The 24515-nt window shown below is 48.1% G+C and carries 21 protein-coding genes; 5 read left to right on the forward strand and 16 right to left on the reverse strand.

The annotated features are described in order from the left end of the window. Positions 1-24 precede the first annotated feature (24 nt). The 3 genes from DFR44_RS09905 to DFR44_RS09915 form a co-directional block, all read right to left on the reverse strand. Positions 25-330, reverse strand: a complete 306-nt coding sequence (locus DFR44_RS09905) for a transposase (protein ID WP_133619639.1) — start codon at positions 328-330, stop codon at positions 25-27. Positions 331-752: 422 nt separating this feature from the next. Next, positions 753-1247 carry a hypothetical protein gene (locus tag DFR44_RS09910; RefSeq protein WP_133621410.1) on the reverse strand — a complete coding sequence of 165 codons (495 nt, stop codon included), beginning with the start codon at positions 1245-1247 and terminating at the stop codon, positions 753-755. 265 nt (positions 1248-1512) lie between these two features. After that, a complete protein-coding gene (locus DFR44_RS09915; protein WP_133621411.1) occupies positions 1513-2427 on the reverse strand; it encodes a DMT family transporter in 915 nt (304 codons plus the stop codon). 326 nt (positions 2428-2753) lie between these two features. Between DFR44_RS09915 and trhA the strand changes: the two genes are divergently transcribed. After that, on the forward strand, positions 2754-3410 hold the full coding sequence (gene trhA / locus DFR44_RS09920) for a PAQR family membrane homeostasis protein TrhA (protein WP_133621412.1): 657 nt from the start codon (positions 2754-2756) through the stop codon (positions 3408-3410). Positions 3411-3465: 55 nt separating this feature from the next. Here the strand turns inward: trhA and DFR44_RS09925 are convergent, their stop codons facing one another. Together DFR44_RS09925 and DFR44_RS09930 are read right to left on the reverse strand one after the other, a co-directional pair. Next, on the reverse strand, positions 3466-4041 hold the full coding sequence (locus DFR44_RS09925; RefSeq protein WP_162845245.1) for a GNAT family N-acetyltransferase: 576 nt from the start codon (positions 4039-4041) through the stop codon (positions 3466-3468). Positions 4042-4089: 48 nt separating this feature from the next. Then, on the reverse strand, positions 4090-4884 hold the full coding sequence (locus DFR44_RS09930) for a thymidylate synthase (protein ID WP_133621414.1): 795 nt from the start codon (positions 4882-4884) through the stop codon (positions 4090-4092). Positions 4885-5133: 249 nt separating this feature from the next. Between DFR44_RS09930 and ppa the strand changes: the two genes are divergently transcribed. Then, positions 5134-5658: an inorganic diphosphatase gene (gene ppa / locus DFR44_RS09935; protein ID WP_133621428.1), complete on the forward strand. Its 525-nt coding sequence runs from the start codon at positions 5134-5136 to the stop codon at positions 5656-5658. A gap of 103 nt (positions 5659-5761) precedes the next feature. On the opposite strand, the gene acnD is transcribed toward ppa, so the two are convergent. From acnD to prpB, 5 genes are all read right to left on the reverse strand, one after another. After that, complete coding sequence (gene acnD, locus DFR44_RS09940; RefSeq protein ID WP_133621415.1) at positions 5762-8365, reverse strand: Fe/S-dependent 2-methylisocitrate dehydratase AcnD; 2604 nt, start codon at positions 8363-8365, stop codon at positions 5762-5764. Between the two features lie 203 nt (positions 8366-8568). Next, positions 8569-8763 carry a DUF559 domain-containing protein gene (locus tag DFR44_RS11825; protein ID WP_133621416.1) on the reverse strand — a complete coding sequence of 65 codons (195 nt, stop codon included), beginning with the start codon at positions 8761-8763 and terminating at the stop codon, positions 8569-8571. 76 nt (positions 8764-8839) lie between these two features. Continuing rightward, on the reverse strand, positions 8840-9250 hold the full coding sequence (locus DFR44_RS09950; RefSeq protein WP_133621417.1) for an endonuclease domain-containing protein: 411 nt from the start codon (positions 9248-9250) through the stop codon (positions 8840-8842). A 120-nt stretch (positions 9251-9370) separates the two neighbouring features. Next, positions 9371-10525: a bifunctional 2-methylcitrate synthase/citrate synthase gene (gene prpC, locus DFR44_RS09955; protein WP_133621418.1), complete on the reverse strand. Its 1155-nt coding sequence runs from the start codon at positions 10523-10525 to the stop codon at positions 9371-9373. An 89-nt stretch (positions 10526-10614) separates the two neighbouring features. Further along, a complete protein-coding gene (prpB, locus tag DFR44_RS09960) occupies positions 10615-11496 on the reverse strand; it encodes a methylisocitrate lyase (RefSeq protein ID WP_133621419.1) in 882 nt (293 codons plus the stop codon). Between the two features lie 227 nt (positions 11497-11723). Here prpB and DFR44_RS09965 point away from each other — a divergent pair, with 227 nt between their 5' ends. Then, positions 11724-12383, forward strand: coding sequence for a YbhB/YbcL family Raf kinase inhibitor-like protein (locus DFR44_RS09965; RefSeq protein ID WP_133621420.1), 660 nt, complete (start codon positions 11724-11726; stop codon positions 12381-12383). A gap of 191 nt (positions 12384-12574) precedes the next feature. Here the strand turns inward: DFR44_RS09965 and DFR44_RS09970 are convergent, their stop codons facing one another. The 3 genes from DFR44_RS09970 to ilvD all read right to left on the reverse strand — a co-directional run bounded on the left by DFR44_RS09970 (position 12575) and on the right by ilvD (position 16662). Then, positions 12575-13426: a DUF4435 domain-containing protein gene (locus DFR44_RS09970; RefSeq protein WP_133621421.1), complete on the reverse strand. Its 852-nt coding sequence runs from the start codon at positions 13424-13426 to the stop codon at positions 12575-12577. After that, positions 13423-14715, reverse strand: a complete 1293-nt coding sequence (locus DFR44_RS09975) for an AAA family ATPase (RefSeq protein ID WP_133621422.1) — start codon at positions 14713-14715, stop codon at positions 13423-13425. The genes DFR44_RS09970 and DFR44_RS09975 overlap by 4 nt, the downstream gene beginning before the upstream one ends. Positions 14716-14808: 93 nt before the next feature. Then, complete coding sequence (gene ilvD, locus DFR44_RS09980) at positions 14809-16662, reverse strand: dihydroxy-acid dehydratase (RefSeq protein WP_133621423.1); 1854 nt, start codon at positions 16660-16662, stop codon at positions 14809-14811. 139 nt (positions 16663-16801) lie between these two features. Between ilvD and DFR44_RS09985 the strand changes: the two genes are divergently transcribed. Together DFR44_RS09985 and ppk2 are read left to right on the forward strand one after the other, a co-directional pair. Continuing rightward, positions 16802-17671 (forward strand): DNA ligase, encoded by an 870-nt coding sequence (locus DFR44_RS09985; RefSeq protein WP_211336932.1) that lies wholly within the window; start codon positions 16802-16804, stop codon positions 17669-17671. A 348-nt stretch (positions 17672-18019) separates the two neighbouring features. Next, a complete protein-coding gene (gene ppk2, locus DFR44_RS09990) occupies positions 18020-19174 on the forward strand; it encodes a polyphosphate kinase 2 (protein ID WP_133621424.1) in 1155 nt (384 codons plus the stop codon). A 144-nt stretch (positions 19175-19318) separates the two neighbouring features. Here the strand turns inward: ppk2 and prpF are convergent, their stop codons facing one another. The 3 genes from prpF to DFR44_RS10005 all read right to left on the reverse strand — a co-directional run bounded on the left by prpF (position 19319) and on the right by DFR44_RS10005 (position 24438). Beyond that, positions 19319-20497, reverse strand: coding sequence for a 2-methylaconitate cis-trans isomerase PrpF (gene prpF, locus DFR44_RS09995; protein ID WP_133621425.1), 1179 nt, complete (start codon positions 20495-20497; stop codon positions 19319-19321). A gap of 150 nt (positions 20498-20647) precedes the next feature. Beyond that, complete coding sequence (htpG, locus tag DFR44_RS10000) at positions 20648-22567, reverse strand: molecular chaperone HtpG (protein WP_133621426.1); 1920 nt, start codon at positions 22565-22567, stop codon at positions 20648-20650. 296 nt (positions 22568-22863) lie between these two features. Then, positions 22864-24438 (reverse strand): UvrD-helicase domain-containing protein, encoded by a 1575-nt coding sequence (locus tag DFR44_RS10005; protein WP_133621427.1) that lies wholly within the window; start codon positions 24436-24438, stop codon positions 22864-22866. Between the last annotated feature and the right edge of the window lie 77 nt (positions 24439-24515).

Here is a 24515-nt window from a genome sequence, read left to right on the forward strand (position 1 = left end):
CGTCCTGACCAATCATTGCGTACTTTACGGTTTCAGGCTCGCAAAGTACGCGCTTGCCTTTTTTAGGAATTCAATCTCCCGCTTGCGCAAATCAAGCTCTTTATGAGCGGCTTTGAGTTGACGCTCTAATGTTTGATAGTCTTGGCGACTTGGGCTTTGGCCTTTGGTTGAGGCAGCTTTAGGATTCTTCATGGTTTCATAAATCCAGTTCGTTAATGTACCGTAGTTTATACCCAAATCTCGAGCCAATTCCGCGTAACTCAGCTCTCCTGATAATGCTAAACTCACTGCCTCAGCTTTGAATGAGTCATCGTAACGATTGCGTTGCATTTGACACCTCTCTTTTTACGTTAAAAGGTGTCCGTCAATTCGAGGGCAGATCAAACAAACAAATTGACTTGAATTGTAGCTTGCCCGTCAGCATTTAAAAAAACAAAATCAAATGTGAAATGAACAGCATTAAACACTATGAAGTGAAAACTGTTCGAGATATATGAAATAACTTGGGGAACAAACAAAATAAGCAATAATTTAAATCGCCAAAGCTTTTTCGTTTTAATACCAAAAAAAATATCAAGGAAATGATACCAAGAGCCGTTAAGTAAACAACATCATATTTATTGTAATCTTCGTCTCTTGTCAGATAGAGTGCGTAATTTAAGTTAGCAACGCAGGAGACTAAGAGCATAAGACGAATCACTGATAAACGGATATTTTTAAAAATTTTCATTATGTGCCTTTTGCCGCTGAGATTAGTTTTTTATACACGTGTCGTTTTCTAGCACTAGGCTTACTTCTGCAAAATTAACGTTTTCACGGGCATAGTTTCCGCCACCTATTAATGACAAACGAACATTATTTTTACAAAAATCATAAACAGATGCATTCGGAAAACGACCAAATCCTTTTGGATAATATCTTCGACTTCGCTCCTCCCAATTCTCACTCTTTAAAAATGGTTCAAAATCTTCTAGAGGCAATGGTGAGACATAAACAATATTCCCCCCCCATTTTGAATTCTTATATATAAAGGCTGTTTCACTTTCAACAACCTTAAATTTATCTCCAATAATAAGGTACTTAAACGCTGTCCTAGCGGTGTCTTTAGCAATAATATGCTCGTTTGCTGAGAGCTCATCCTCGCTACTTTGTGGCTCAAAAAAACTCTTTAGCAGTGAGACAAGTGCAAGGGTAAGCATGACTGTAAAAGCAATTAGTTTAAGTTTAGCTTGAGCTTGTTTTGACATATTATTTGGAGTCCTTACCCGTTTTTCTTGTCGGTCACATTGGCTTGCCAATTGGTGTCGCCAAACTGGTGCCTGCGCTCGCGCCTGCGCCAGGACCTACAGTCATTGGTTGACTCAATTGTTTATGTAGAGTTTATTGACTTGAACTTATAACTTTAGATTATTCTAGCAGTCTGATTGTAAGTTTACAATAGAATAGCGCGTTTTAATTATCTTATGGATTAGATATCAAGTGAAATAATAATGACTTTTTTAAATCTGTTCATTAATGCTGCTCAATCATCGGATGAGCCTGTGGCGCGGGAATGATTTGAACCACCACAATGCCAATCAAAATCAAAGCGCATCCCAAATAACCCAAAAAGTTTAAACGCTCACCGAGCACCGCAGCTCCCGCCAACGCCGCAAAAACCGATTCTGCCGATAAAATAATTGCAGCTTCTGCGGGGCGGGCGAAACGTTGCCCGACCACTTGCGCCGTGAAGCCAACGCCTACCGAGATGAAAATCATGTACATCAACGGCCAAAATACGTCAGCCAAATGCGTACTGTCAAAGTCCTCCATCGGCAAAGCAAAGCACAAGGCAATTAAACCGCACACCACAAACTGCCCCCAAGAGACCAGCAACGGCGCGTGCAATTTTTCTGCAACACCGCCGACCCATAATACGTGCAAGGTAAAAGGAATGACTGTTGCCAATACCCATAAATCACCCACGTTCAAATCAACCTTGCCCGCGCCTGTCAACAACCACGTCCCGAGCAAACAGCCAAAAGCCGCAGGCCAAACCACCCAATGCACACGGCGTTTATACAAAATCAAGCTCAACAACGGCACCAGCGGCACATATAAGCCTGTCAAAAACCCCGCATTGGTCACGGTTGTAAAAGCCATGCCGACTTGCTGCAAACTCGTGCCCATGCACAACAAAAGCCCCATGAGTGCAATTTGTCGCCAATCGGCTTTTGATGGTGTGCGCTTCGCCGCAACCAACATGCGCCATTCGCGCCACACCAAGGGCGAAATCACAACCGCGCCGAGTAAAAATCGCACGCCTGTAAAACTGAATGGCCCAATGAATTTAGAGGCAATCGACTGTGGTACAAAGGCAAAGCCCCACGCGACGGCGGCGAGGAGTAGGAGCGAATTGGCTTGAAAACGGGAAAGAGTTTGGGTCATGATGAACGCTTATTCAAATAATATCGCCGCATTATAACAGAGCCATGCGCACGGGCTTTATGACAATTTATCAAAAGGTTTAAACCTTATGGGCTTGCAGTTGGGGCGCGTCAACGCTCGGTTTAAGCAGAGTTTAGTCAAAACCAAGTCAAGTGTAGATTGACGATTCTAGGGGCTTAACTCATTCACTCGTTCTTTTGGCAGATGCAAAAGCATCATTCTTATCAAAGCGTTGTATTGACAGCGTCAGTTGAGGCTTGTAGCATCAAATCACATTTGTTTTTAGAAATGTTCTTAGAAGTGTTCTTAAAGATTAAGGCGTTCACATGCACACATCCAAACGGACTTTAGAACGTGAGCAATCAAAAGGGGAAGAGCTCGCCAACAGCATCAGCCATGCGCTCGGCATGCTCGTCGCATTGATAGGCGCGCCGATTTTAATTGTGCATGCTGTTCGATTGTACGAGGCCGCTTTTGTCGTTGGTGTCAGTATCTTCGTGACGACCGTCATTTTGCTTTATCTTGCCTCAAGTCTTTATCATGCCTTGCCCGCAGGCCGAGCCAAGCGAGTGTTTCGCGTGCTGGATCATGCTTCAATTTTTTTACTCATTGCGGGCACATACACGCCGTTTACGCTTGGGGTGCTGTATGGCGCGTGGGGCTGGACGTTGTTTGGTTTGGTGTGGTCAATGGCCGTGCTCGGGGTTGTTTGCAAAGCCGTGGGTAAGCCATCTCACCCCATGTTGTCTACGGGGCTTTATTTGTTAATGGGTTGGCTGGTGGTCGTTGCGATAAGACCGATGCTTGACAAAGTGCCGCTGGCGGGCTTGTTGTGGTTGCTGGCAGGTGGTTTGTTTTACACGGTGGGCGTGGGTTTCTTCGCCACCGACTCGCGCCTGCGTTACGGTCACTTTGTCTGGCATCTTTTTGTCATGGCAGGCACGGTGTGCCATTATGTGGCGGTGTATGGGTATGCGGCATAAGGCTATTTGCCTAAAACCATGCTAACCCATTCTTGCACTGCGTTTTAATTTCGCGTCATGAGGATTGGATTCGTTGCTGTAAGTTGATTTTGACCTCATCCCATTCACTTTGAATAATGCTAAATACGCATGTATCGGATACAACGCCATCATGTATGCGTTTGCGATGCTTGCGTAGGATGCCTTCTTGTTGAGCGCCTAACTTAAGCACCGCTTTGCGTGAGCGCATGTTGTCGCTATCGATTTCAAAGCCGACCCGTATTAATTTTAATGTTTCAAACGCATGCTGCAAAAGCAATAATTTTGCTTCTGGGTTGACGTTCGTCCCCACGCACTCAGGGGCATACCATGTGTAACCGAGGTTGGCATGACCGACGTTAGCGTTGAGATTATATAGGCGAGTACTTCCAATCAACGTTTGAGTTGCATTGTCCATCACAACAAATGCGCCGTCGATTTTTGCTTGTGCGAACCACTTATTTAAGTCCTCTTTTGTTTGACCTAAAGTGGTGTACTGGTAAAGTTCGGGTGCAGAAGAAATAATCTGCCAAATCGCCTCAAAATGACTATCCGTTAGCGGCTGCAACGATATGTATTTGCCCGTTAGAGCGGTTGAGTTGGTGTGATTCAAAATAGTTCTCTTTGTTGCGTGTATTGTGTGTTTCTCAAGCTCGTATCGTTAAACCGCCACAGGCGCCTTAATCGCCTCATGGTGCTGATAATCCAAAAACTCAAAATCCTCAAATTCATAATCAAAAATCGAGGCGGGTTTACGCTTGATGTTGAGGGTCGGCAAGGGCAATGGCTCGCGCGCCAGTTGGGTTTGTACCTGTTCAAAATGGTTGTTGTACAAATGACAATCGCCGCCCGTCCAAATAAACTCTTTGGCGACCAAGCCCGTTTGTTGCGCAATCATGTGCGTGAGCAGGGCGTAAGAGGCAATGTTGAACGGCACGCCGAGGAAAATGTCGGCGCTGCGTTGGTAGAGTTGGCATGACAATTCGCCGTTGGCGACGTAGAACTGAAAAAACGCGTGGCACGGCGGCAAGGCCATGCGTGGGATGTCGGCGACATTCCATGCCGAAACGATGATGCGGCGCGAGTCGGGGGAGGTTTTGAGCTGTTCGATGACTTGGGCGAGCTGGTCGATGTGACCGCCTTGGCCGTCGGGCCAAGAACGCCATTGATGACCGTATACGGGGCCGAGCGAGCCGTCTTCAGCCGCCCATTCGTTCCAGATGCTCACGCCGCGTTCTTTGAGCCAATTGTTATTGGTGTTGCCTTGGATGAACCAAAGCAGTTCGTAAATAATTGATTTGACGTGTACTTTTTTTGTCGTCATGAGCGGAAAACCTTGGGTCAGGTCGAAGCGCATTTGATGACCAAAAATCGAGCGGGTGCCCGTGCCTGTGCGGTCGGTTTTGTCGGTGCCGTGTTCGTGTACATGGCGCATGAGGTCGAGATAATTTTTCATGTCAATCGTTTCAATGGTTCTTGCTGTTTTAGGGGCAAATCAAGCCGCTATTGTTACATAATTTAAAGTGTTGTGACATGCCGTCACGGGTATTGGGGTGTCATTGGGGTGTTTTAGGGGGATGTGTTTTCATGGCAAAAAGCAACGATGTTTTATTTAAAGACGCTATAATACAGGGCATTGGCGACATGGACGAGCATGGACAATCGTCGCCATCTATATTCACCATCATTTATGAAAGAGGACATCATGGGTTACGAAGCCATTCCAGCTGGTAAAGACATTCCAAACGACTTCAACGTCATCATCGAAATTCCTGCACAAAGCGACCCTGTGAAATACGAAGTGGATAAAGACACTCAAACCTTATGGGTGGATCGCTTCATCGGTACGGGCATGCGTTATCCATTGAGCTACGGCTATATTCCTCAGACCTTGGCGGGTGATGGCGACCCTGTTGATGCTTTGGTGTTGGCCCCATTTCCAATCATGGCGGGTGCGGTTGTGCGTTGCCGCGCGGTGGGCATGTTGAAGATGGATGATGAAAAAGGTTCGGATGCGAAGTTGATGGTTGTGCCTGTTGATAAAGTGTGCCCAATGACCGCCGACATTAAAACCATTGATGACGTGCCTCAGTACATTAAAGACAATGTGCAACATTTCTTTGAACAATACAAAGCTTTGGAAAAAGGCAAATGGGTCAAGGTTCAAGGCTGGGGCGATGTTGCTGATGCGCACAAAGAAATCACCGATGGCGTGGCGAATTATAAGTAATGCTAGGCTGAAAAGCCTCCAATTTCGCTAAATTCGCTAAAACAAAAAACGAGACTGCGGTCTCGTTTTTTTATGTGTACCGCTGTTGTGGGTTAGCGGCCATTTATGACACCGCCCCCTGCAAAAAATCCTGCGCAAACCTTTGCAACACTCCACCTGCATCGTAAATACTCACTTCCTCGGCGGTATCCAGACGACACGTCACGGGCACTTCTACAGTCTCGCCATTTTTACGGTGAATCACGAGCGTGAGGGTGGCGCGTGGGGTGCGCTCGCCGATGACGTCGTAGGTTTCGGTGCCGTCGATGTTGAGGGTGTGGCGGTTGGTGCCTGCTTTGAATTCAAGCGGCAGTACGCCCATGCCAATGAGGTTGGTGCGGTGGATGCGCTCGAAGCCCTCGGCAACGATGGCTTCGACACCCGCGAGGCGCACACCTTTGGCGGCCCAGTCGCGGCTTGAACCTTGACCGTAGTCGGCACCTGCGATGATGATGAGCGGTTGCTTACGTGCCATATAGGTTTCAATCGCTTCCCACATGCGCGTGACTTGGCCTTCGGGTTCGATGCGGGCGAGTGAGCCTTGTTTGACCGTGCCGTCGGCGTTGCGCACCATTTCGTTAAACAGTTTAGGGTTGGCGAAAGTCGCGCGTTGGGCGGTCAAGTGGTCGCCACGGTGGGTGGCGTAGCTGTTGAAGTCCTCTTCGGGTACGCCCATTTTGTGCAAATATTCCCCCGCCGCGCTGTTCATCATGATGGCATTGGAGGGCGATAAGTGATCGGTGGTGATGTTGTCGGGCAGGACGGCGAGCGGGCGCATGCCTTTGAGCGTGCGCTCGCCCGCGAGTGCGCCTTCCCAGTACGGTGGGCGGCGGATGTAAGTGCTCATTTCGCGCCAATCGTACAGCGGGCTGGGTGATTTCTCGGTTGCGCCTGCATCGAACATGGGGATGTAAATTGTGTGGAACTGTTCGGGGTGTACGCTTTTCGCCACCAGTGCGTCGATTTCTTCGTCGCTCGGCCAGATGTCTTTGAGGCGAATCGGCGTGCCGTCGGCGCGGTGACCGAGGGCATCATTTTCGATGTCAAAGCGAATCGTGCCCGCGATGGCGTAGGCGACCACCAATGGCGGTGAGGCGAGGAAGGCTTGTTTGGCGTAGGGGTGGATGCGGCCGTCGAAGTTGCGGTTGCCTGAAAGCACGGCGGTGGCGTACAGGTCGCGGTCGATGATTTCTTGTTGAATCACGGGGTCGAGCGCGCCGCTCATGCCGTTGCAGGTGGTGCAGGCGAAGGCGACGATGCCAAAACCGAGCTGCTCAAGGTCGGTGAGCACGCCCGCTTCTTTGAGGTACAACTCAGCGACTTTTGAGCCGGGGGCGAATGAGGTTTTGACCCACGGTTTGCGGGTGAGACCGAGTTCGTTGGCTTTACGTGCCAGCAAGCCCGCCGCCACGGTGTTGCGTGGGTTGGAGGTGTTGGTGCACGAAGTGATCGCGGCGATGATGACTGCGCCATCGGGCATTTCGCCTGCGGTTTCCGTCCACGCGCCCGCGATGCCTTTGGCGGTGAGGTCGGCGGTGGCGACGCGGGCGTGCGGATTCGATGGACCCGCCATATTGCGCCCAACGCTGGATAAATCAAACTGGAGCACGCGTGGATACACTGCCGTTTTTAAGGCATCCGCCCACAAACCCGCAGTTTTGGCGTAATGCTCGACCAGCGCGACTTGCTCGGGGTCGCGGCCAGTGAGCTTGAGGTAGTCGATGGTTTGGCTGTCGATGTAAAACATCGCAGCGGTCGCGCCGTATTCGGGCGTCATGTTGCTGATGGTGGCGCGGTCGCCAATCGATAAGCTGCTTGCACCTTCACCAAAAAACTCCACATACGCGCCGACCACGCGTTCTTTACGCAGGTATTCGGTCAAGGCCAGCACAATGTCGGTGGCGGTGATGCCCGCTTGACGCTTGCCCACCAGTTCCACGCCGACGATGTCGGGCAGGCGCATCATCGAGGCGCGGCCGAGCATGACGGTTTCAGCCTCCAGTCCACCGACGCCAATGGCGATTACGCCGAGCGCGTCGACGTGCGGCGTGTGGCTGTCGGTGCCGACACAGGTGTCTGGAAAGGCCACGCCGTTGCGGCTTTGAATCACGGGCGACATTTTTTCGAGGTTGATTTGGTGCATGATGCCATTGCCTGCGGGAATCACGTTGACGTTTTCAAACGCCGTGGCGCACCAGTCAATGAAGTGAAAGCGGTCTTCGTTGCGGCGGTCTTCGATGGCGCGATTTTTGGTGAACGCATCGGGGTCAAACCCACCACATTCAACGGCGAGCGAGTGGTCAACGATGAGTTGCGTTTGCACCACGGGGTTGACCTTGGCGGGGTCGCCACCTTGCGCGGCAATTGCATCGCGCAATCCTGCCAAATCGACCAATGCGGTTTGACCCAAAATGTCGTGGCAGACCACGCGCGCGGGGTACCACGGGAAGTCGAGCTCCTGCTTGCGCTCAATCAGTTGACCGAGCCAAGCGTTGAGCGTGGCGGCATCGGTGTGGTTTTCATCAGCCTTGCGCACGAGTTGCTCGGCGAGCACGCGTGAGGTGTAGGGCAGCGTATCGTATGCGCCTGCTTGGATGGCGTCAATGGCGGCGCGGGCGTCGTAGAAGTCGATACTGGTGTTGGGGAGGGGGGTGCGGTGGTTTGTCATGGTTGTATTTCCAAATGGATTGGTTTTAATTTTTTACTGCATTTTCAGAATGGAACTGAGTTTTTAACCCATCCCCCACCCAGCCTCCCCCTTGAAGAGGGAGGAGCTAAAAGCTAAAGCATCAGTGTCGTCCTTGAAGGAGGAGCTAAAAGTTAATCCTTCAATTTTGCCTTTTTGAAGGTGAGTTCTCAAACGCCAGTCCTCTAACCAGTTCCCTCCCCTTCAAGGGGAGGGTTAGGGTGGGGATGGGGCGGTTTCAATGAACAAACCCGCTCATAAATTTGTTCCAAAACAGATTCAGTTTGCGTAAAAACCGCATCATTCCAAAATCGTAACACCTCAAAACCTTGAGCGCGTAGGGCATCGTCGCGCTGCTGGTCATGGTTGTGTAATTTCACATTTACAAAAACGGTTAGGCATCAAACACCAGTCCTCAAACTCATAAAAAAACACGAGGTCTCAAACGCCAGTCCACTAACCAGTTCCCTCCCCTTCAAGGGGAGGGTTAGGGTGGGGATGGGTCAGTTTCAACGAACAAACCCGCTCATAAATTTGTTCCAAAACAGATTCAGTTTGCGTAAAGACCGCATCATTCCAAAATCGTAACACCTCAAAACCTTGAGCGCGTAGGGCATCGTCGCGCTGTTGGTCATGCTGGTGCAATTGCACATGTTGCCCGCCATCCAATTCAATGATGAGTCCAATTTCTAAACTGACAAAATCAACAATATAACCATCGATGCCAAATTGCCGACGAAATTTTACGCCTGCGATGTGTTTGTTGCGTAAGTGTTGCCACAAAAATCGCTCGGCATCCGTGGGCGCGTTGCGCAAGGCTTGGGCGTAGCGGTTGGCTTTGATGTGGGCGTTGGGTTTGAATCGCATGGGTTTTTAGCGGAAACGGTTTTTGCCCCATCCCCACCCTGCCCCTCCCCTTGAAGGGGAGGGAAACCTTCGTATGGAAAGAGAAGGTTTGCGTGAGTGAATGAATGGACTTGGTGATGCTTATCGTTTATCCAACGGCACAAACGCCAAATCCTCAGGCCCCGTGTAATTTGCACTTGGGCGAATGATTTTGTTGTCAATTCGTTGTTCGATGACGTGGGCACTCCAGCCTGCAGTACGTGCGATGACGAACAAAGGCGTGAACATCGCGGTGGGTACGCCCATTTGGTTGTACGACACGGCTGAGAACCAATCCAAGTTCGGAAACATTTTTTTCACTTCCCACATCACCGCTTCTAAGCGGGCGGCGATGTCGAACATGCGCGTATCGCCCGCATCGACGGACAAATCATGCGCGACTTTTTTGATGACTTCATTGCGCGGGTCTGAAATGGTGTACACGGGGTGGCCGAAGCCGATGACCACTTCTTTGTTGTCCACGCGGCGACGGATGTCAGCTTCCGCTTCGTCGGGCGAGTGGTAACGTTGTTGGATTTCAAACGCGACTTCGTTCGCGCCGCCGTGTTTGGGCCCGCGCAAAGCACCGATGCCACCTGTGATGGCGGAGTACATGTCCGAACCCGTGCCTGCAATCACGCGTGAAGTGAAGGTCGAGGCGTTAAATTCGTGTTCGGCGTATAAAATCAAAGACACGTGCATGGCTTTGACCCAAGACTCAGGGGCGGGTTTGCCGTGCAACAGGTGCAAAAAGTGACCGCCGATGGAGTCGTCGTCGGTTTGCACGTCGATGCGCTTGCCATTGTGTGAAAAATGATACCAATACAACAACATCGAGCCAAAAGACGCCATCAAGCGGTCGGCGATGTCGCGTGCGCCCGCTTGGTTGTGGTCGTCTTTTTCAGGTAGCAAATTCCCCAGCGTTGATGCGCCTGTGCGCAACACATCCATCGGGTGAGCCGAGGCGGGCAGTTGTTCCAACACATTGGCCAGTGCTGCGGGCAGGCCGCGCAAGGATTTTAATCGGGTTTTATAGGCGGCCAATTGAGCCGCGTTGGGCAAAGTACCGTGTACCAATAAATGCGCCACTTCTTCAAACTCGCACTGGGTCGCCAAGTCCAAAATATCAAAGCCGCGATAATGCAAATCATTGCCTGAGCGACCGACGCTGCACAAGGCGGTGTTGCCCGCCGCCACGCCTGATAGGGCAACGGATTTTTTGGGTTTCGGCGTATTTACGGTGGTGTCTGTACTCATATTAATCCTCTTGTCTCTTGTTGTTGGGGGCGAGATGGTGAATCAAAGTTACTGTGTTTAGCGGCTCGAAGCGGTCAAGCGCGGAAGTTTTATTTTTGCAAAAACATATCGAGCTTGTCTTCAAATGCCTGATAACCAATGGATTCGTATAGTTCCATGCGCGTTTGCATCGTGGGCACAACGGCCGCTTGCGTGCCATCTTGGCGTAGGGTGGTGTAGACGTTTAATGCGGCTTTGTTGGCGGCACGAAAGGCCGATAATGGGTACAACGCCATGGCAACTCCCACTGCTTGCAAATCATGAGTGGTGAATAAAGGGGTTTGTCCAAATTCGGTTAAATTCGCCAAAATAGGCGTGTTGGGCAAAGCCCCCACAAAAGCGCTGTACATTTCTAAGGTAATCGCCGCTTCTGGAAAGATGGCATCCGCCCCCGCTTCAACATAAGCCATGGCCCGTGCAATCGCGGCCTCGAGTCCTTCGGATGCGATGGCGTCTGTACGTGCCATGATGACAAAACTCTCATCGGTACGTGCATCCACGGCGGCCTTGATGCGGTCAACCATTTCGTCTTTTGACACAATCGACTTGTTCGGGCGATGCCCGCAACGCTTTGCCCCCACTTGGTCTTCGATGTGCATGGCGGCAACCCCAGCTTTAATCATGCTTTTGGTGGTGCGTGCGACATTGAATGCGGACGAACCAAACCCTGTATCAACATCGACCAATAAAGGTAAATCACACACATCCGTGATGCGGCGAGCATCAATCAGTACATCTTCTAAACCCGTAATGCCTAAATCGGGTACGCCGAGCGAACCCGCTGCCACGCCACCGCCCGATAAATAAATGGCCTTATAACCCGCTTGTTGAGCAAGCAAAGCATGGTTGGCATTAATCGCGCCGACGATTTGTAATGGTTTCTCTTCGGCAAGAGCAGATCGAAATCGTTGACCAGCAGTAAGTGTTTTCATGGGCTTGACTCTTATATAAGTTAAATGAGTTAAAAGTAATTCTACATGAATGTGACTTACAATCCAATGACAATTATTGGGGTGAAATGAGTCGCGATAAAACTTAGTAAACCCGTTCGTTTATATTTAAATTATGTTTGATGCGCCTTGTGCTGTTTGAACGTATAATGTTTTCGGCAGAGTCTATGCCAATCACAAAAATTAAAGCGTAGAAAATGAGGTGAGGTATGAAACTCCATTGCGATAGTTTTCCAAATAAAGGGGTGATTCCTGCGGAATTTGCATTTGCACAAATAGATGAAAAAACGCGGGTGAAGTTATCATCGAACAAAAACCCACATTTGTTGTGGTCAGATGTCCCTGCACTTACAAAATCGTTTGTTGTGCTGTGCGTGGATGCAACTTCGCCAACGGATCCCGCAGATGTGAATCAAACCGATCGTGAAATACCAGCTGATTTGCCACGTGCGGATTTTAGCCATTGGGTATTAATCAATATCCCCGCCGATGTGAGGGAAATACAAGCTGGGCAATTTTCAAAAGAAGTCACGCCAAAAGGTAAAGCAGGCCCTTTAATTGCAGGTCTGAAAGAGTCCCCAATGCGTCAGGGCATCAATGACTATACGCACTGGTTCGCGGGCGATCATGACATGGCGGGCGATTATTACGGCTATGACGGCCCTTGCCCTCCTTGGAATGACTCACTGATTCACCATTACACGTTCACGGTGTATGCTTTAGATGTTGAAACAATCGACATGCCCGCCGATGGTAAGTTAAATATCAGCTACGTCATGCGTCACATGCAGGAGCATATATTGGCGAGCGCGAGTTGGAGTGGCGTGTACACGTTGACCCCGCGGCTGGTTGCAGCGTTGTCGATATAGAGTGACCGATTGAGAGGTTTCAAAAACAAGCCAGCGTTACGTTATCAAAAATAAAAAATGTAGGAGACGCATGCCGCTCACATGACTACCTCTAAGCAAGGAGCTGTTAATACTCGTGTTTTAACTTGCTGATTTTAATAAAAAACATGTCATTTTTCATTGCAGGAAAAATCAGCAAATTTTTTATAAAATCATATGGTTGCAGGTTTAGTGTCAACAGCCCCTAATAGCTTTTGAACCTCTAAATATATATTTTTCTGAGATAAATCATCGCCCCTAGTTGCTAGTCTTAAAGCTGACTCAACTTTTTTGTGGGTTATTGAACCATCCCGACTTAGTCTTAGTTGTTTTATAGTGATTGCAATAATATTCGTTACATCGTGACCTCGACACATTTGCCATTTACAAACCTCGCCATTTATTTGACGATATTTCATTAATAGTTCTTTACGGTTGATTGCTTGTGTTGTTTGGCTCCTCGTCAAAAGACAAGTAATAAATGAACGTATACCTAACTTTACTTTTTCATTGGAGATTTTTATGAATTTTTGGTAATTTAAGCCTTTAAATTTAATACCTAAACTTTCACGAGAATTAATGAGTCTAAAAATCCCAATTTGGTAGGCAATATTAAACACATTGGTAAGGATGTTGTTTTTGAAATTTTCCCGATGTTCTTGATCAACAAGCTCACTACATAAAGTATCAATGATATCTTTGTTTGAGGATAAAATCATTAGCTCTAAATCGTTCTCATCTGTCAAGAACGCTCCTAAACGAGTACGATCTAAAATATGATCATAATCTGCATCGCAAATCCCGAATAAACGAGTAGGATAGTATTTCTCCAATTCATTTAATACACTTAAAACATTGGTCTTTCCATTGCATACGTGAAATGTCAGATTTTCAAAAATACGTGCATACACCTTCTCATCGTCACCCCCTTCAAGAAGACAAATCCTTTTGTTTTGATGAGCAGGGTGTGCAAGCAGCAATTTTATTGCACCCGAAAAATCGGTTGAGTTTAGACTGTCTCTCATACGTTAGCCTCACTTTCTCCAAGCTCCACGGTCAAGTCCCATTGTCCGTTTATGATTTGCGGAGAATGAGTTGCAACAACGACTTTCATGTCTTGCAGTTTAGTAATTTTTTGCCAGTCATTCAAAAATTGTTTTTGCCAAGCAACGTGCAAAGAGATTTCTGGCTCGTCAATTAATAGCAAAACATCACGTCCCGTTTTGAAAATCAATTCGTATAGCAGCACAATTTGATGTTGCTCACCTGAAGATAGCTGCGATAGGTCAAGCTCTTTATCATCAAAGTCCGATATTGGTTTGAAGTAAAAACCCTTTTGAGGATCAATTTTTAGAGTTTTAAATGATAATTTCTTACTATCAATAATCTCTTTAAAGAGCCTAATTTTTGGAAGCACTTCATTGTAACTGTCTAGTTTCTTATTGGCATCATTCACATATAGGGTTAATACCTTACGATCTTCGTCTTCAATTTCGGTTAATTTTACGGTTTCGGTTGTTTGTAATAAGTTAAAAGTAGCCAACTCATTTCTTCTGTTTTGAAGTTCATTAAACCTAACAGCTAAATTTTCGGCACTCAATGCATCCACAGCCCTACTTTGCAAAAGTCTTGCAGGAAAAGAACCATCCAAGCGAGATGACTCGCGTGATGCAGCTATGCTAACCCTCCTCAACTTTTCGGATAGTTCATCAGCATATTTTTTAATGGTTTCTGTATAAACTATGCTTGACCTTTGTGCTATTCTTTTCTCTGTCTCTTTTGAAATTAACCTTTGATCACGAATGAAATAAACATTTAATAGTTTTGAAAAGTCTGTAAACCATGTGGGTATCCCTCGCCTCTTTTTAAGTTCTTCTGGAAGTAGTTCGGAATAATTATCCAAAACTTCGCTGAGAGTTAACTGTTCACCAGTTCTCTCATCTGTAAATGCAGTTTGGCTGACTCTGTTTAAAAATGGAAGCGAACGCTCTATACGAAATGCCAAAGAAATTTGTTTTTCACCATCAAATCGCTCATATTTAAAATTAGCATGACCGTTGTTTACCTCCAATTGATTATTGCTTTTTATAATTTCTATTTTGCGATCATCCTGAACCGTGAGATTGATTTTTTGAAAATCAAGTATTTCAAAAAACGAGAATTTATTATTAAATATGGCGTCAATAATTTTTAAACACATGGTTTTGCCATAGCCATTTGGTGCGGTGATAATGGTGATGTTTTCATCAACAAAACTTATTTTGTGATTGAAGTGACCAAAAAGACCTGTTATTTCCAATGATTTAATGCGCATACATCCTCCATATTTTTTGTTATGTAGGGGCTTGTAGCCGCCCCTACATCAATACTCCATTTAGACTCACTGTCCATTCAGTGTGGCTATGTGTTAATCCTCCAGTTTACTCAAATCCCGCACCGCTCCCTTATCCGCGCTGGTTGCCAGCATCGCGTATGCTTTTAACGCGGCGGTGACTTTGCGTGGGCGTGGTTGGGCGGGTTTCCAGCCTTTGGCGTCTTGCGCGGCGCGGCGGCGGGCGAGTTCGTCGTCGCTGACTTTGAGGTGAATCGTGCGGGCGGGGATGTTGATTTCGATGATGTCGCCGTTTTCGACCAAGCCGATGGTGCCGCCAGCTGCCGCTTCGGGTGAGGCGTGACCGATGGAGAGGCCAGATGTGCCGCCAGAGAAGCGACCGTCGGTGAGCAGGGCGCAGGCTTTGCCGAGGCCTTTTGATTTGATGTAGCTGGTGGGGTAGAGCATTTCTTGCATGCCAGGGCCGCCGCGTGGGCCTTCGTAACGCACGATGACGACGTCGCCTGCTTGCACGCGGTCGTTGAGGATGTCGTCTACGGCTTGTTCTTGGCTTTCGGTGACGTGGGCTTTACCACTAAAAATGTGGATGGATTCGTCGACGCCTGAGGTTTTGACGACGCAGCCATTTTCGGCGATGTTGCCGAACAGCACGGCGAGCCCGCCTTCGGTTGAGTAGGCGTTTTCGAGCGAGCGGATGCAGCCTTCGGCGCGGTCGTCATCAACGGTGTCCCAGCGGGTTTTTTGGCTGAATGCGGTTTGTGTGGGGATGCCTGCGGGGCCAGCACGGAAGAAGGTGTTGACTGTTTCGTCTTTGGTGATGGCTATGTCCCATGTGGCGATGGCTTCGCCCATGCTGCGGCTGTGTACGGTGGGTACGTCGTTGTGTAGCAGTTCTGCGCGCGAGAGTTCGCCAAGGATGCCGATGACACCGCCTGCGCGGTGTACGTCTTCCATGTGGTATTTTTGTGTATTGGGCGCGACTTTGCACAGTTGTGGCACTTTGCGTGAGAGTGCGTCAATGTTGCTCAAATCAAATGGGATATCCGCTTCTTGCGCGGCGGCGAGCAAGTGCAAAATCGTGTTGGTTGAACCGCCCATGGCAATGTCGAGCATCATGGCGTTTTCAAAGGCTTTAAAATTGGCAATGTTGCGGGGCAGGACGCTGGCGTCGTCTTGTTCGTAGTAGCGTTTGGCTAAGTCTACAATCATGTGGCCTGCGCGTTTGAACAGTTGTTCGCGGTCTGCGTGGGTGGCGAGCATCGAGCCGTTGCCAGGTAGGCTTAAGCCGAGTGCTTCGGTCAGGCAGTTCATTGAGTTGGCGGTGAACATGCCTGAGCATGAGCCACAAGTTGGGCAGGCTGAACGTTCGTATTCGGCTACGGTTTCGTCCGAAACGCTTTTATCAACCGCCACGACCATGGCATCAACCAAGTCGAGTTTGTGGATTTTGCCGCCAATCACGCCCAAGCGTGTTTTGCCTGCTTCCATCGGCCCGCCCGAGACGAAAATCACAGGAATGTTTAAGCGCAAAGCCGCATTCAACATGCCGGGGGTGATTTTGTCGCAGTTAGAAATGCACACGAGCGCGTCAGCGCAATGCGCGTTGACCATGTATTCGACCGAGTCGGCAATCAAATCACGCGAGGGCAAAGAGTAGAGCATGCCGTCATGTCCCATGGCGATGCCGTCGTCAATGGCGATGGTGTTAAATTCTTTGGCCACGCCGCCTGCCGCTTCAATTTCACGCGCGACCAGTTGCCCCATGTCTTTGAGGTGAACGTGCCCAGGGACGAATTGGGTGAAAGAGTTGGCGATGGCAATAATCGGTTTATTGAAGTCATCGTCTTTCATGCCTGTGGCGCGCCATAGTGCGCGTGCGCCTGCCATGTTGCGACCTGCTGTGGAGGTTTTGGAACGGTATGTGGGCATGAAAGACTCCTGTGAAAATAGGTGATGTAAACAATAAATATACAAACCGCTAGCATAGCATAAGGCCATTGCCCGCGCCTACTGGCGTGATGCTTCGTGTTATAGTCTTTGGCACGTATAACCGATTACGGGAGAAGTGATGAACAAACAAAAAATGGCATGGATGTTGGCTCTCATGTTCACTTGTGGGCAGCCACTTGTTGCATCGGCGCAAGCCGTTGCGCATGAGTCTTTAAGCGCACCGAGTTTATTGTTGGCAAAAGAGTTGCCTGCACATGTGAATGTCGCTGATTATTTAATAAGCGAAAAATACGACGGCGTGCGGGCTTTTTGGGATGGCGAAGTCCTGCGGTTTCGTGGCGGCGGCGCGATAGCCGCTCCTGCTTGGTTTACGCAAGCCTTACCCAAAGTGGCTTTGGATGGCGAGTTGTGGCTTGGGCGCGGTCAGTTTGAGGCGACAGCGGCGATTGTGCGGCGCACCACACCTAACGATGCCGATTGGAAACGCGTGCGATATATGATTTTCGAGTTACCCAATGCAACGGGTACTTTTGCCGAGCGGGTGCAAAAAATTGAGCGCGTGGTTGCGACCAGTGCCAACCCGCAACTGGTGGCGGTGCAACAGTTCAAATTGGCCAATCGCAACAGCTTGCAGAATAAGTTGAATGAGATTGTGCAAGCAGGCGGCGAGGGCGTAATGCTGCATCTGGCGAGCGCCCCTTATACAACAGGGCGCAGCGACGTGTTGTATAAACTTAAACCACGTCAAGATGCCGAAGCCACTGTCATTGCCCATATCCAAGGTCAAGGCAAATATGCTGGGCAGCTCGGTGCTTTGCGTGTGCGAACAACGGATGGACGCGAATTTAATGTCGGCGGTGGCTTCAGCGATGCGCAACGCCAAAGTCCGCCAGCCATTGGAGCAACCATCACTTATCAATACAATGGTTTGACAAAAAATGGCCTACCAAGGTTTGTGCGTTTTTTACGTGTTCGAGAAGGGCTTTAAGTCGTTATTACGTTGTTAAAAAGTGCGTGCTTAACAAATTGCTGCTTTTTTACAATAGCCCTTATTTTTTTGTGGATAAATTGTGTGTTTAGGGATTATTATCTCTTAAACAAGACTACAATAAATGGCTGTCATCATGCTAAAAACCAAGAGGGAATGCTGTTTGAATGTGTTAAGAAATCTATTAAATAATCGCAATTGTTCATCTTTTTTATCGATTCAGTCGCGCATCATTTTAAGGTTTTAATAAACCAAACCGCCTCCCTTTAGTTGCACATGTTGCATATAAAGTTTCAAATTGTTTTGGAACTTTTGTAGTTGAGTCGTTATTTCCACAAGGAGGAGCCTATGGCCACGCAAACCACCACAACCCGTAGAAAAACCACACGAAGCAAGACCGCCACTCATGGTGCGGGCGAAGCGGTTTTACCTAAACAGGTTAAAAAAGATTTGAACGAACATCGCAGCGGCCCCGTGCTTGCCCGTCTGAACAGCATCAGTGATATGGTTGACAATGCTGCGCAGCAAGACCCAACGCAGAGCCGCCTTGTGGTCGCGCGTCAAGTGGTGGAACATGCGATTGAAGACTTATCGGCGGATGACCGCAGTTTGCTTTATAAATTATTGCGTCAAGACGAACAGGCGCGTAAAAAAGCCGATGCCGCTTCAGGCGTCAACCCTGATGAAGTGATGGCCGATAACTGGCGGACAGGGGGTTATCCATACAAAAACCTAATGCAACGCAAAACCTACGAAGAGCAAAAATACCGTTTGCAAGTGGAGCTTTTAAAGTTGCAAAACTGGGTTAAAGAAACAGGTCAACGCGTGGTGATATTGTTTGAAGGGCGTGATGCGGCGGGTAAAGGGGGCACGATTAAACGCTTTATGGAACATTTAAACCCACGGGGCGCGCGCGTGGTCGCTTTAGAAAAGCCGACAGAAATTGAACGTAGCCAGTGGTACTTTCAACGTTATATTGAGCATTTACCCAGCGCGGGCGAAATCGTTATGTTTGACCGCTCATGGTACAACCGTGCAGGTGTGGAGCGCGTCATGGGCTTTTGCTCGGATGAAGAGTACACCGAATTTATGCGCCAATGCCCTGAATTTGAACGCAATTTGGTGCGCAGCGGCATTATCGTGATTAAATTTTGGTTCTCGGTTAGCCGTAAAATTCAACGCCAACGTTTTGCCGAACGCCGTCATCATCCGCTGAAACAATGGAAACTATCGCCGATTGATATGGCATCTCTTGACAAATGGGACGACTATACCAAGGCGAAAGAAGCCATGTTTTATCACACCGACACCGCCGATTCACCTTGGATTATCATCAAATCGGACTGCAAAAAACGCGCTCGTTTGAACGCCATGCGTTATGTATTGCAAAGCATGCCTTACAGCAACCGAGACGTCAGGGTGGCAGTACCTGTTGACCCGTTATTGGTTTATCGCCCCGGCACCAATTATTTGGGTGATCGCGTGAAAGACAGTTTTGATTAATTTTTGTTCGATTTTTGATTGTCACTTCATTGACTAAAGCTGCTCAAGCAGTTTAGGGAGAGTTGCGGTGGGCGTTACAGCCCACCGCTTTTTTATGGCAGATGCGTCATTTTGGGTTGTATTGTTGTATTGCTTGAGGTGAGTTCACATGGGCACTCTCACCCATCCCTCCATCAACACGCGCGCGCTGCGGCTCATGATGGCCTTACTCACGCGCCACTCGCCGTTGGTGAACTGCGCTTGCGCACCAACGCGCAAGATGCCCGATGGGTGACCGAAGCGCACGGTTTCGCGCTCGCCACCACCTGCGGCGATATGAACCAAAGTGCCAGGGATGGCGGCGGCTGTTCCAATCGCAACGGCGGCGGTGCCCATCATGGCGTGGTGCAATTTACCCATCGACAAGGCGCGCACGAGTAAATCAATCTGCTCGGCGGCAATCTCTTTTCCGCTGGAAGTGACGTAGTGTGCAGCAGGTGCGATGAATGCGATTTTCGGCGTGTGTTGACGTTTAGCGGCTTCGCTCAAGTCTTTGATTAAGCCCATGCGCAGTGCGCCATGCGCGCGGATGGTCTCAAACTTAGCCAATGCAGCCGAATCGCTGTTGATGGCCTCTTGTAGTTCAGTGCCTGTGTAACCAAGGTCAGCTGCATTGATAAATATGGTCGGGATGCCCGCGTTAATCATGGTGACTTTCAGCGAGCCGATATTGGGTACGTCCAAGTCATCAATTAAATTGCCCGTCGGAAACATCGAGCCGCCATCCTCGCCGTCATCAGCAGGGTCGATAAATTCAAGCACCACCTCGGCGGCTGGAAATGTCACGCCATCGAGTTCAAAATCCCCCGTTTCTTGAACCTCGCCGTTGCAAATCGGAACATGCACAATAATGGTTTTATTGATATTCGCTTGCCAAACGCGCACGGAAAACACACCGTTGTGCGGTAAGCGCGCGCGGTCGATGAACCCATTGGCGATGGCGAACGGCCCCACAGCCGTGGTTAAATTGCCGCAATTGCCGCTCCAATCAACTAATGCTTGATCAATCGACACTTGACCGTACAGATAATCAACATCGTGATTGGCTTGGCTGCTCGGAGAAATAATCACCGCCTTGCTCGTGCTGGAGGTCGCACCGCCCATGCCGTCGGTGTGCTTGCCGTAAGGGTCTGGGCTACCGATGATGCGTATCAGCAACGCATCACGCGCAGCACCCGCAACTTGAGCCGATTGTGGCAGGTCTTGTAAACGAAAAAAAACACCTTTACTTGTGCCGCCACGCATGTAAGTGGCTGGAATTTTGATTTGTGGGGCGTGGGTCATGATGAGCCTTTTTTAAGTAAAACGCGATTATTGTGACGACGAATTTGATTATTCTAACGCATCTCAACTTACGGTCAACTGGCAACAAAAAACGTGGGTCACCCCACGTTTTTTGTCAATGTCCCAGTGTTAAACATCCACTGGTCGAATTTAGCCAAGCAACAACGCATTGACTCGTCGCAAATACGCCACGGGGTCAGCGGGCACTTCGCCCTCCGCGAGCATCGCTTGGTCAAAAATCACTTGCGCCAAATCATCAAACTTCGCGGTTCGTGCTTGGCTTTCCAAGCGTTTAACGAGCGCGTGCTCAGGGTTGATTTCCAGAATCGGCTTGCTTTCGGGTACATCCTGCCCCATTTGTTTAAACATCTTCGCCAATTGTGGCGAGAGGTCGTTCTGGTCTTGCACCAAGCACGCGGGGCTGTCGACCAAGCGCGTGGTGATGCGCACGGCTTTTGCCTTGTCTTTGAGTGTCTCTTGCAATTGTTCAAGCAGCGGTTTGAGTTGTTCGGCAGCGGCTTCGGCGGCTTTTTTCTCCTCATCGTCTTGCAACGCGCCCAAGTCCACCGCGCCTTTAGTCACGCTTTGCAACGGCGTGCCGTCAAATTCGGTCAAAAAGCCCAAAGCCCATTCATCAATGCGGTCGGTCATGAGCAACACTTCAATGCCTTTTTTGCGGAACAACTCGAGTTGCGGGCTGTTTTTCGCGGCCGCGAAATTCTCGGCGGTGATGTAATAAATCGCCGTTTGTCCCTCGGGCATCGCCGCCTTGTAATCGGTCAGCGAGCGCGTCACGCTGTCGCTGTTGGTTGAAGCGAAGCGCAGCAATTTAGCGATTTTGTCACGGTTGCTGGTGTCCTCGCCCAAGCCTTCTTTGAGCACCGCGCCAAACTCCGCGTAGAACGTCGCAAATTTCTCTTGCTCGGCGGTGTTTTCGCTGCTCGCCAGCTGTTCCAATGTGCTCAAAATGCGGCGCGTGTTGCCCTCACGAATCGCGCGCACGTCGCGGCTCTCTTGCAACAATTCGCGGCTGACATTCAGCGGCAAATCCGCGCTGTCAATCACACCCTTGATGAAACGCAGGTAATTCGGCAATAGTTGCTCCGCCGAATCCATGATGAACACACGCTTCACGTACAACTTCAAGCCCGACTGGCTGTCGCGGTAGTACAAATCTTGCGGCGCTTTCGCAGGGATGAATAAGAGTTGCGTGTACTCCGTCGCACCCTCCACGCGGTTATGCGTCCACGCCAGCGGCGCGTGAAAATCGTGGCTGATGTGCTTGTAAAACTCAGTGTATTGTTCGTCGCTGACATCTTTTTTTGGTCGCGTCCACAACGCACTGGCTGAATTGATGGTTTCCCACTCATCGGTAGTCACCATTTGCCCAGGTTGGTTTTCTTCCTTGGCGTCTTGCCAAACTTCCTTGAGCATCTGAATCGGCAAGCTGATGTGATCCGAATATTTATTCACCACTTGCTTGACTTGCCACGCGTTCAAATACTGCTCCGCATCCTCGCGCAAGTGCAAAATCACGCTCGTGCCACGGGCAGGGCGGTCGATGCGTTCCACGGTAAAATCACCCGTACCGTTGCTCACCCAACGCACACCATCCGCCGCAGGCACACCCGCACGGCGCGACTCAACCGTGATTTTATCCGCCACGATAAAGCCCGAGTAAAAACCCACGCCAAACTGCCCAATCAACTGCGCATCGGTCTTTTGGTCGCCCGACAAGCGGCTCATAAAGTCCTTTGTCCCGCTCTTGGCAATCGTACCCAAATGGTCAATCGCCTCCTGCTCGCTCATGCCGATACCGTTATCGGTGATGGTCAGGGTCTTTTTGCTCTTGTCCAAAGTGATGCGAATCGCCAAATCGGGGTCTGATTCGTAAAGTTCAGATTGATTCAACGCCTCAAAGCGCAACTTGTCGCACGCATCCGACGCATTAGAAATCAACTCGCGCAAAAAAATCTCAGGATTCGAGTACAACGAATGGGTCACCAAGTGCAATAATTGAGCCACCTCGGCTTGAAAATGATGGGTTTGGGTCGAATGAACCTTGCTCATAAAATCCTCATGATGAATGTTGATGATAAAAAGATGCCCAAAAAGCGCATGCTGCATAAATGAGGACAGGGCAGGCTTTTTTCAAGAGCCGACCCATACGCCTAACCATCGAAAAAAATAGACACAAGGCACACACGAGCGTAAATCCAACCACGCCAGACGACTCGCCGATGCACTGTAATTAAAGAAAATCGTAGGGCGCAATAAGCAAAGCACATTGCGCCGTAGGTGTATGAATGGCAAGGAGTAAAGACAAGCGGCGCTACGGGTTTACGACGGCAATTCAAACAACTCTGTCAACTCGTTTGTGCTGTAATTTCAGTAGTATTACCAAACCATAATCTAGCCTCACTTATGACTTCGTTTTTAGGTTCATGGAAATAAACCACTAATTCTTCTTTAGCTCTTGTACAGCAAACATAGAATAACTTTAGTGTTCTGTTAACGACTGTGTCTTTACAGCCTTGGCTACAGAATAGACAATTGAAATTATAATTATTCCACCCCCCATTGTCTAAGATAACCAAGACTTTGGAATATTCAGTACCTTTCACTTTGTGTTGTGTCGAATATGGAGTTGAGCCAGATAAATATTGATATAAATTTCTAAATTCTTGATATTTAACTGTTTTAACTCGTTCGTAAATGTAAGGGAATTTCGCAATAAAATTATTTAAGCGATCATCTTTGATGCAGATGTTTTTTTGATCAGCAAACTCAATTACTTCCTCAATTGTATTGTCTGACATAGTTGCAAGAGCTTTGATTGAGTCTTCGAGCTCAATTTTATTTTCCATTTTCTTGATTTTGTACTCTGTAACTCTCAGGAACTCATTAAATTGTTTTGTTTCATATAGCGAAATATTGCGTTGCAGTTTATGTAAATGCCGAATTAGATCATCTTGTTTTGATTGTGAGCTCGTTCCATTATCAATTAATGAATCCTTGTCTAAGTATATTTTTTGAAATAGTTCAAAGTTTAACGATTTTGCAAATACCAAAAGATGAGGATAAGTTACCATAAATTCTGCTTGCACTCTCTTTGGCTCAAGTTCATTCAAATGAGCAGGATTCAGTTCTTTTAATTTATCAATAACCTCTCCAAAAGTCATGCTTGAAAAGTTACTGATTTTTAATTCTTTGTCTTTGATGAATTTTTTTATGTTGTTTTTGTATTCTAAAATTCTATCTTTATCATAAATTGCCATAAGCTCTGAAAAACCAGCTTTTTCTGCTATTAAATTATGCGTCAAATTCAATATCTTCACATTTTGAGTATCTGTAAAGTCCCAGCCTAACTGAGTTTTTAATGACTCTAATTGTTGCTTTCCGTTTGAATAGTAAAATTGAATAACGCCTTCTTTTACACAATCATTTAACATGTTTGGCGCAGATTTGTCAGTGGATGATACTTGAGTAATACCATCTGTACGCAACTTGTTTGCTAGCTCAAATACAAGTCGAGGATTGCGTCGATTCTGTTTTTTTTGAATTTCAACCAAGTTTCCAGAGCTTACGTAGCCTTTAACGTCACCAACCCCGTCATCATAAATAGACTGCATAGCATCACCAAAAAGCCCAACTACACATTTAATTTGTTCCTGTTGTGGTAAAAAGTCTAACAAAATTTCAATGACATTCTTGGAAGTATCTTGATATTCATCCACCAAAATAAATGGATAAGCACTTTTTAGAATTAGGCATAATTTAGGAAATTTTTTAAACATTTCATATGCAACAGCAATTACTTCGTCATGAGAAATTAAACCTTCTCGAATTAATAAATATTCTTTATATTGGATGGTTTTACCTTCAAAATAATCAGAGTTAACTACTACATCTCCATCAGGATGGGTAATCATCCCAAACATAACAGCATTTCAAAGTGGAATTAAAAACCCCAGTTTTAGTAAAGCAATCAAATCTGTCAAGGGCGGCGTATCCGGCG

The organism is Hydromonas duriensis, assembly GCF_004363775.1.
Taxonomy (GTDB): domain Bacteria; phylum Pseudomonadota; class Gammaproteobacteria; order Burkholderiales; family Burkholderiaceae; genus Hydromonas; species Hydromonas duriensis.

Coding starts and splice junctions, on each gene's coding strand:
- prpF (WP_133621425.1), bottom strand. CDS start 20,497: ATGACCCACGCCCCACAAATCAAAATTCCAGCCACTTACATGCGTGGC.
- DFR44_RS09985 (WP_211336932.1), top strand. CDS start 16,802: ATGAACAAACAAAAAATGGCATGGATGTTGGCTCTCATGTTCACTTGT.
- DFR44_RS09975 (WP_133621422.1), bottom strand. CDS start 14,715: ATGCGCATTAAATCATTGGAAATAACAGGTCTTTTTGGTCACTTCAAT.
- DFR44_RS09905 (WP_133619639.1), bottom strand. CDS start 330: ATGCAACGCAATCGTTACGATGACTCATTCAAAGCTGAGGCAGTGAGT.
- DFR44_RS09910 (WP_133621410.1), bottom strand. CDS start 1,247: ATGTCAAAACAAGCTCAAGCTAAACTTAAACTAATTGCTTTTACAGTC.
- DFR44_RS09915 (WP_133621411.1), bottom strand. CDS start 2,427: ATGACCCAAACTCTTTCCCGTTTTCAAGCCAATTCGCTCCTACTCCTC.
- ppa (WP_133621428.1), top strand. CDS start 5,134: ATGGGTTACGAAGCCATTCCAGCTGGTAAAGACATTCCAAACGACTTC.
- acnD (WP_133621415.1), bottom strand. CDS start 8,365: ATGACAAACCACCGCACCCCCCTCCCCAACACCAGTATCGACTTCTAC.
- trhA (WP_133621412.1), top strand. CDS start 2,754: ATGCACACATCCAAACGGACTTTAGAACGTGAGCAATCAAAAGGGGAA.
- prpB (WP_133621419.1), bottom strand. CDS start 11,496: ATGAAAACACTTACTGCTGGTCAACGATTTCGATCTGCTCTTGCCGAA.
- ppk2 (WP_133621424.1), top strand. CDS start 18,020: ATGGCCACGCAAACCACCACAACCCGTAGAAAAACCACACGAAGCAAG.
- DFR44_RS09965 (WP_133621420.1), top strand. CDS start 11,724: ATGAAACTCCATTGCGATAGTTTTCCAAATAAAGGGGTGATTCCTGCG.
- DFR44_RS10005 (WP_133621427.1), bottom strand. CDS start 24,438: ATGTTTGGGATGATTACCCATCCTGATGGAGATGTAGTAGTTAACTCT.
- ilvD (WP_133621423.1), bottom strand. CDS start 16,662: ATGCCCACATACCGTTCCAAAACCTCCACAGCAGGTCGCAACATGGCA.
- htpG (WP_133621426.1), bottom strand. CDS start 22,567: ATGAGCAAGGTTCATTCGACCCAAACCCATCATTTTCAAGCCGAGGTG.
- DFR44_RS09950 (WP_133621417.1), bottom strand. CDS start 9,250: ATGCGATTCAAACCCAACGCCCACATCAAAGCCAACCGCTACGCCCAA.
- DFR44_RS09970 (WP_133621421.1), bottom strand. CDS start 13,426: ATGAGAGACAGTCTAAACTCAACCGATTTTTCGGGTGCAATAAAATTG.
- prpC (WP_133621418.1), bottom strand. CDS start 10,525: ATGAGTACAGACACCACCGTAAATACGCCGAAACCCAAAAAATCCGTT.
- DFR44_RS09930 (WP_133621414.1), bottom strand. CDS start 4,884: ATGAAAAATTATCTCGACCTCATGCGCCATGTACACGAACACGGCACC.